The sequence below is a fragment of the Geminicoccus flavidas genome (assembly GCF_009806515.1).
Classification (GTDB): domain Bacteria; phylum Pseudomonadota; class Alphaproteobacteria; order Geminicoccales; family Geminicoccaceae; genus Geminicoccus; species Geminicoccus flavidus.
The window spans coordinates 1-4,072 of sequence record NZ_WUJP01000142.1 but is presented as its reverse complement, the minus strand read 5'-3'; the positions used below and the strand labels follow the sequence as shown (position 1 = coordinate 4,072).

The following is a 4,072-nucleotide window of genomic DNA, read 5'->3' as shown; positions in this document are numbered from 1 at the left end:
GCACCGCCAGGATGGCGGTAATCCAGCCGGCGATCGCACCTGCCAGGATCGCCAGCAGCGTGGCGGTGACCGGATCCAGCCCGCCCAGGATCGCAGCTGCGCAGACGCTGGCGCCCAGCGGGAACGAGCCGTCAACCGTGAGGTCGGGGAAGTGCAGGATCCGGAAGGACAGGTACACGGCCAGCCCGACCAGCCCGTAGATCAGGCCGAGCTCGATGGCGCCGAGGAAGGAGAACAGCGACAAGTGCAGCCCTTCCGGGTCAGGCGCCCACGATCTTGGTGGCGCGGGAGAGGAGCGCGTCGGGCAGGGTGATGCCGAAGGCCTCCGCGGCGGCCGGGTTCAGGTAGAGATCGGTGCCGGACGCGGTCTCGATCGCAATCTCGCCCGGCTTCTCGCCCTTGAGGATCCGCGCCACGATCGCCGCGGTCTGCACGCCCACCTGGAAATAGTCGAAGCCGACCGAGCCGATGCAGCCGCGCGCCACGCTGTCCGTGTCGCCGCAGTAGACCGGCACTCTGGCTTGGCGCGCCACCGCGATCAGGCTTTCCAGCGCGGAAACCACGGTGTTGTCGGTGGGCACGTAGATCGCGTCCGCCTGGCCGGTCAGGCTGCGTGCGGCGGCGACCACGTCCGCCGACTTGGACGCAGTGGCCTCCACCACTTCGATGCCGCGCCCCTCCGCCAGCTCCCGCATCAGGTTCAGGAGCACGACGGCATTGGCCTCGCCCGGATTGTAGGGGAAGCCCAGCCGCTTCACGTCGGGCGTGACCTCCAGGATCAGGTCGAGATGCTGGCTGAGCGGCGAGAGGTCGGACAGGCCGGTGACGTTGCCGCCGGGCTTCTCCATGCTCGCCACCAGACCGGCATCGACCGGGTCGGTCACCGCGGTGAACACGATCGGGATGTCCTTGGTCGCGGCGGCCGCGGCCTGGGCGGACGGCGTGCTGATCGGCACGATCACGGCCGGGTTCATGCCGACGAAGCTCCGGGCGATCTGCGCCGCGGTGGCGGGCTGGCCCTGCGCGCTCTCATAGGTGGTCTCGGCCGTAATGCCCTGCTGCTTCAGCCCCTCGATGACCCCGTCGCGGCAGGCGTCGAGCGCCGGGTGCTCGACGATCGCGGTGATCGCCACCAGCGGCGTGTCGGCACGGGCCAGGGAGGGGGCCGCTGCCGTGGCGAGCAGCACGGCGGAGAAGCTGCGGCGATCGAGACGCATCGGTTCGGACCATTCCTGCGTGGAAGCGTTGTGGTCCTTTATCCCTCACGGCCGAGGCGGGACAAGCTTCCGATCGACAGGCTATACTGGCCGGACCGCATCGGAGACCCGCTGCAGCATGGCCGCCCGCCTGTATGAGACCGACTATTATCTCTTATCTCTGGGCCCGCCGCCAGGTCGAGGCGTTGCGCCAGCTCGAGCGGGAGCGCTGGAACGGTCCGCTCGACCTGAAGGAACTGGCCGAGGAGGTCGACGACTTGGCCAAGCGGGACCGCAATGCGTGCCGGAGCCAGGTCCGGCGGATCATCGTCCACTTGCTCAAGCTCGATCATTCTCCGCCGAAGGACCCGCGAGCCGACTGGATGGAATCGATCTACGAGGCGCGCGACGCCCTGCGTGGTGATCTCACCCCGACCATTGAGCGCGATCTGCGTGATGACTTCCACGCCCTTTATCGAAGTGCGCGAGATCAGGTGCTGATTGCCCTGGCTGGGCATGGCGAAGGAGACAGCGCCACCGCCTTGCCAGAAGACCCTGCATACACCTTGGATGACGTGCTCCGCGACGGCTTCTACGGCCGCAAGGCAGCCGGGCCGGACTCGAGCCGCTTTCAGGAAAGCACCTAACCGACATCCCGCGCCCGCAGCGCCTGGGCACGTGCCGTCACCTGCTCGATATGGGCGTAGCTGTCGGGGTTCACGAGCAGGTCGCGGGAGAGTTCCAGGACGCGCTTCTCGCAGGCGGCGCGGCGATCGGGGTCCTCGATGCGCTCCAGGTCGGCATTGTGGGCGAGGCCTAGCGTGCGGCGGGTGAGGGAGGCGCCGGCAAAGCGCAGGCTGTCGGTCCACAGGCGCGCCATGTAGGCGGACTGGGCCTGGCGGAAGACCGAGGAGTCGTCGGGCAGGAGGTCGCGGGGATAGGCGTCACCGGTGCGGTTCCTCGCCCACAGGGCGACGAACTTGGTGGCGAAGCCGTGCCAGACGCCGTGGATCGTGTCGATCACCCAGGCGCGGTAGTCGTCGCGCTCGCCAGGCCGGGCCTCGTGGCCGTCATGGCTCAGATAGTTCATCAGGAGGTTGGCGATCAGCTTGCCGACGTCGAAGGCCATCGGCCCCACGAAGGCGAATTCCGGGTCGATTACCCGGGTCTCGGCCTCGGTCACCATGATCGAGCCGGTATGGAGGTCGCCATGCAGCAGGGCCTCGGCGCGGGACAGGAAGTCCACTTTCAGCTGCGAGACCGCGAGCTTGAGCTGGTCGTCCTCGCGCCACATCGCTGCCCAGCGGTCCAGCTGCGGGCTGGTCCAGCGGTTCAGCTCGTGGACCCGGTAGGGGTCGGTGAAGATCAGGTCCTCGGTGATCTTGCACAGGTCGGTGTTCGGGCAGAACTCGGCGATCATCGCCTTCTTGCGTGCGGCCGGCAGGGCCAGGTCCGAGGTGAAGTAGAGCGAGCGTGCCATGTAGTCGGTGATGTGTTCGACGAAGCGCGGATAGACCACAGCGTCGATCATGCCCCGCCGCATGATGATGTGCGGCGAGAGCAACTCCATCACGATCAGATAGAGCTTTTGGTCGTAGTGCAGGATCTCCGGCACCAGGCCCTGGCAGCGCTCAGCCTGGATGACGCTGGCGCGGTACTCGAAGAAGGCGCGGTTCAGGTCGAGCGGCCAGCTCTCGCCGACGAGCCGCACATAGGGCAGGGCCTGCTTCACGCAGATCCCGCCGTCCTGCCCCTCGATGATGAAGACGAGGTTAAGGTTGCCGTCGCCGACCTCGCGGATCCGCCATGCCGCCACGTCCTGGCCGACCCGCCCGACCACGGCGGGCAGATTGGCGAGCAGGTCGCGCAGGGAACTCTCGTCCAGGACGCGATAGCCCTCGGGCGTCGGCAGCGACATCGTTCCTCCCTTGTCCTGACACGGCCTGCGCGGTCGACCGGGCTTTAGCGGTGCCGCGTCCGGTCGCGCAAGCGCCGGCCAGGGAGTTCAGGCGGTGAAGTCGTCCGGCGCAAGGCCGGTCACGCCCGCCAGGGTCAGCGTGCTGCCGGCGAAGAACGTGATCCCGCTGGCATCGCCGGCATGGATCGCAAGCGAGTCCCGGAACTCTCCAGGCAGGCCCACCCTGACCGCGTCGACAAAGGCGTCGGCATCGTCCACCCGGCCATCCGCGTTGCTGTCCAGCCGCGCGAAGTCGACGGTCGTAGCAGTGGACGTGCCTTCCAACGGATCGTCGATCGTGAACATCATCTGGAGGATCCGGTCCTCGCCCCGCGCAAAGTCGAGCACCAGGTCGTCGTCCGGATTGATGTACTCGGCGCCGACATGGTCCAGGTACTGGCCGAAGATCGCGCCGTTGAACACGACGGTGTCCTGGCCGGCACCCAGCCGGATCAGGTCCCGACCGTCCCAGCCGGACACCGCGTCGTCCCCTGGGCCGGCGTCGAGCAGGTCGTCGCCCTGCCAGCCTTCCAGTACATCATTGCCGCTCCCGCCGAACAGAAGGTCGTCGCCCCGCTGCCCGGTCACGAGATCATTGCCGGCCCCGCCATGCGCCGTGTCGTCACCGGTGCCGCCGTAGAGACGGTCATCACCGTCATCCCCGGCCAGCGTGTCGTTGCCGTTGGCGCCGAACAGCAGGTCATGGCCGGCATTGCCACGCAGCAGGTCGTTGCCGTTGCCAGCGCGGAGCATGTCGCGACCGGCGCCGCCAAAGAGCCGGTCCTCGCCGTCCTGGCCCCAGAGCGCGTCGTCTCCGGCCTCGCCATAAAGTGCGTCGTTGCCGGCGCCGGCGGTGAGCACGTCCTTGCCGGCGCGCCCGTACAGCGTGTCCTTGCCGGACGTACCGGTCAGCCGGTCG

At 68.1% G+C, this 4,072-nt stretch carries 4 protein-coding genes and 1 pseudogene; 1 reads left to right on the top strand and 4 read right to left on the bottom strand.

The features are described 5' to 3' along the window. Both EQG76_RS03840 and EQG76_RS03835 read right to left on the bottom strand, forming a co-directional pair. Nucleotides 1–244, bottom strand: a pseudogene (locus tag EQG76_RS03840) (ABC transporter permease); the annotation flags it as partial. Nucleotides 245–260: 16 nt separating this feature from the next. Further along, on the bottom strand, nt 261–1,217 hold the full coding sequence (locus EQG76_RS03835) for an ABC transporter substrate-binding protein (RefSeq protein ID WP_159710761.1): 957 nt from the start codon (nt 1,215–1,217) through the stop codon (nt 261–263). Nucleotides 1,218–1,351: 134 nt separating this feature from the next. Between EQG76_RS03835 and EQG76_RS03830 the strand changes: the two genes are divergently transcribed. Continuing rightward, the gene (locus EQG76_RS03830) at nt 1,352–1,843 is read left to right on the top strand and encodes a DUF29 domain-containing protein (protein WP_255476471.1); all 492 of its coding nucleotides are present in this window, start codon (nt 1,352–1,354) and stop codon (nt 1,841–1,843) included. Here EQG76_RS03830 and mtnK read toward each other — a convergent pair. Together mtnK and EQG76_RS03820 are read right to left on the bottom strand one after the other, a co-directional pair. Next, nucleotides 1,840–3,114 (bottom strand): S-methyl-5-thioribose kinase, encoded by a 1,275-nt coding sequence (mtnK, locus tag EQG76_RS03825; RefSeq protein ID WP_159710757.1) that lies wholly within the window; start codon nt 3,112–3,114, stop codon nt 1,840–1,842. The genes EQG76_RS03830 and mtnK overlap by 4 nt on opposite strands. An 87-nt stretch (nt 3,115–3,201) precedes the next feature. Further along, nucleotides 3,202–4,072, bottom strand: an 871-nt coding sequence (locus EQG76_RS03820; protein ID WP_159710755.1) for a calcium-binding protein, incomplete at its 5' end; no start/stop codon positions are given.